The organism is Streptomyces sp. NPDC002835 (assembly GCF_053591995.1).
In genome coordinates, this window is the sequence record NZ_JBSFUW010000133.1 from 1 (window position 1) to 1,343 (window position 1,343).

Annotated in this window: 2 protein-coding genes and 2 pseudogenes; 3 read left to right on the forward strand and 1 reads right to left on the reverse strand. The window is 69.0% G+C overall.

The window, feature by feature from the left end; translation table 11 throughout:
- The 3 genes and pseudogenes from ACWD01_RS37480 to ACWD01_RS37490 all read left to right on the forward strand — a co-directional run.
- Positions 1 to 402, forward strand: a pseudogene (locus tag ACWD01_RS37480) (hypothetical protein); the annotation flags it as partial.
- A 236-nt stretch (positions 403 to 638) separates the two neighbouring features.
- Positions 639 to 812: pseudogene (locus ACWD01_RS37485) on the forward strand (LD-carboxypeptidase); the annotation flags it as partial.
- A complete protein-coding gene (locus ACWD01_RS37490) occupies positions 806 to 1,222 on the forward strand; it encodes a hypothetical protein (RefSeq protein WP_451168465.1) in 417 nt (138 codons plus the stop codon). The pseudogene ACWD01_RS37485 and the gene ACWD01_RS37490, both read left to right, overlap by 7 nt.
- Here ACWD01_RS37490 and ACWD01_RS37495 read toward each other — a convergent pair.
- Positions 1,132 to 1,343, reverse strand: a 212-nt coding sequence (locus ACWD01_RS37495; protein ID WP_451168464.1) for a hypothetical protein, incomplete at its 5' end; no start/stop codon positions are given. The genes ACWD01_RS37490 and ACWD01_RS37495 overlap by 91 nt on opposite strands.

Genomic DNA, 1,343 nt, shown 5'->3' on the forward strand with positions numbered 1-1,343 from the left:
GACGTACCGCTCATCGGCGACGTTCTGAAGCAGCCGCTCCAGTCCGCAGCCGACGCCAGTACCGGCTTCGCGGACGCCGGCGCATCGCTCCAGGAGACCGTCGCCCAGGTCGCCGACGTGACGGCCACGGCTCTCATCGTCATCCCCGTGCTCCTCATCCTGGTGCTGTGGCTCCCCCCGCGCCTGCTCTGGATTCGCCACAGCGTGATCCTCCGCCGTCTGGCCGACGCGCCGGGCGGCGCCGACCTGCTTGCCCTGCGCGCCCTCACCGGCTCGCCGGCCGCCCTCGTCAAACTGCCCACCCCGCCCGGCGGATTCGCCGACGCCTGGCGCCGGGGCGACCAGGAGGTCATCGCCACGCTGTGCGCGGTCGCCCTCGCACACGCTGGCCTGCGCCACTGACGCACGCCTCCCACGCCGAGGGACAGCCGACGCACGGATACAGGCCGGGGGACCCAGAGGCCGTCTTGCGAGCCATGGCGGATGCTTCCTGCTCCGGGGGCAGCGGCATCACGCCGATCTCTTCCAGGAGCTTGCGCAGCCCGCCCATCAGATCCTGCCAACGGCGTGCTGACGCTGCTTGGCCAGCCATCGTCCGACGTCCATCCCATGCACAGTGCCTCGGTTCTACCAGGAGCGGTGACGTGGAGGCCGAGGGAAGACTGATCGGCGGCTGCATCGAAACCCTGTGCAATCTCACGGGGACGGCCTACCTCGACGTCTCGGCCTTCGCTCGCAACGAGTCACCGGATGGGCTCCTCCTGTATGTGGAGGCAGCCGACGACGATGCTTTCACCATCTGGTGTTGCAGGGCCGACTGGGAGGTTTGCACCTGCGCGAGGACAGCCCGTTCACCGGCTTCGACTTCACCGTGGTCGCCGACCCGCACCGCGCCCGTGCCTTCCATCTCAACCGCTACGGCCTGTACGCGTGGAGCGCCGACGGGGTGCTGCGCGCCCGGATGTCCACTGCGGAGAATCTGTTCAAGCCCCTCGTCCACTTCGCCCTGCTGGAGTGCACACCCGCAGGGGAACTGCTCCTCGCACACCGCAAGCAGCACCTGCTGCTGCGGGTGCCGGTGCCGCAGGACCTGGACGACCTGGCGGTGGCGGTGGATGTTGTGCTGAAGGGCTACGGGCGCGAGCGCACCGCGCTGAAGAAGCAGTACGCGCCCGTGAACTGGCTCTGGTCGGACAGCGCGGCCACCGTCAACCACCTCTGACGATCCATCACCTCGGTCGCCTTGCCGGGTGCGGTGCGGCTGACAGGGCCGCCCGTGTAACTCAAGTCCGTCCAGCGCACCCTTCGCTCCCAGGGCCAGTAGCCGATCAAAGGACGCGACT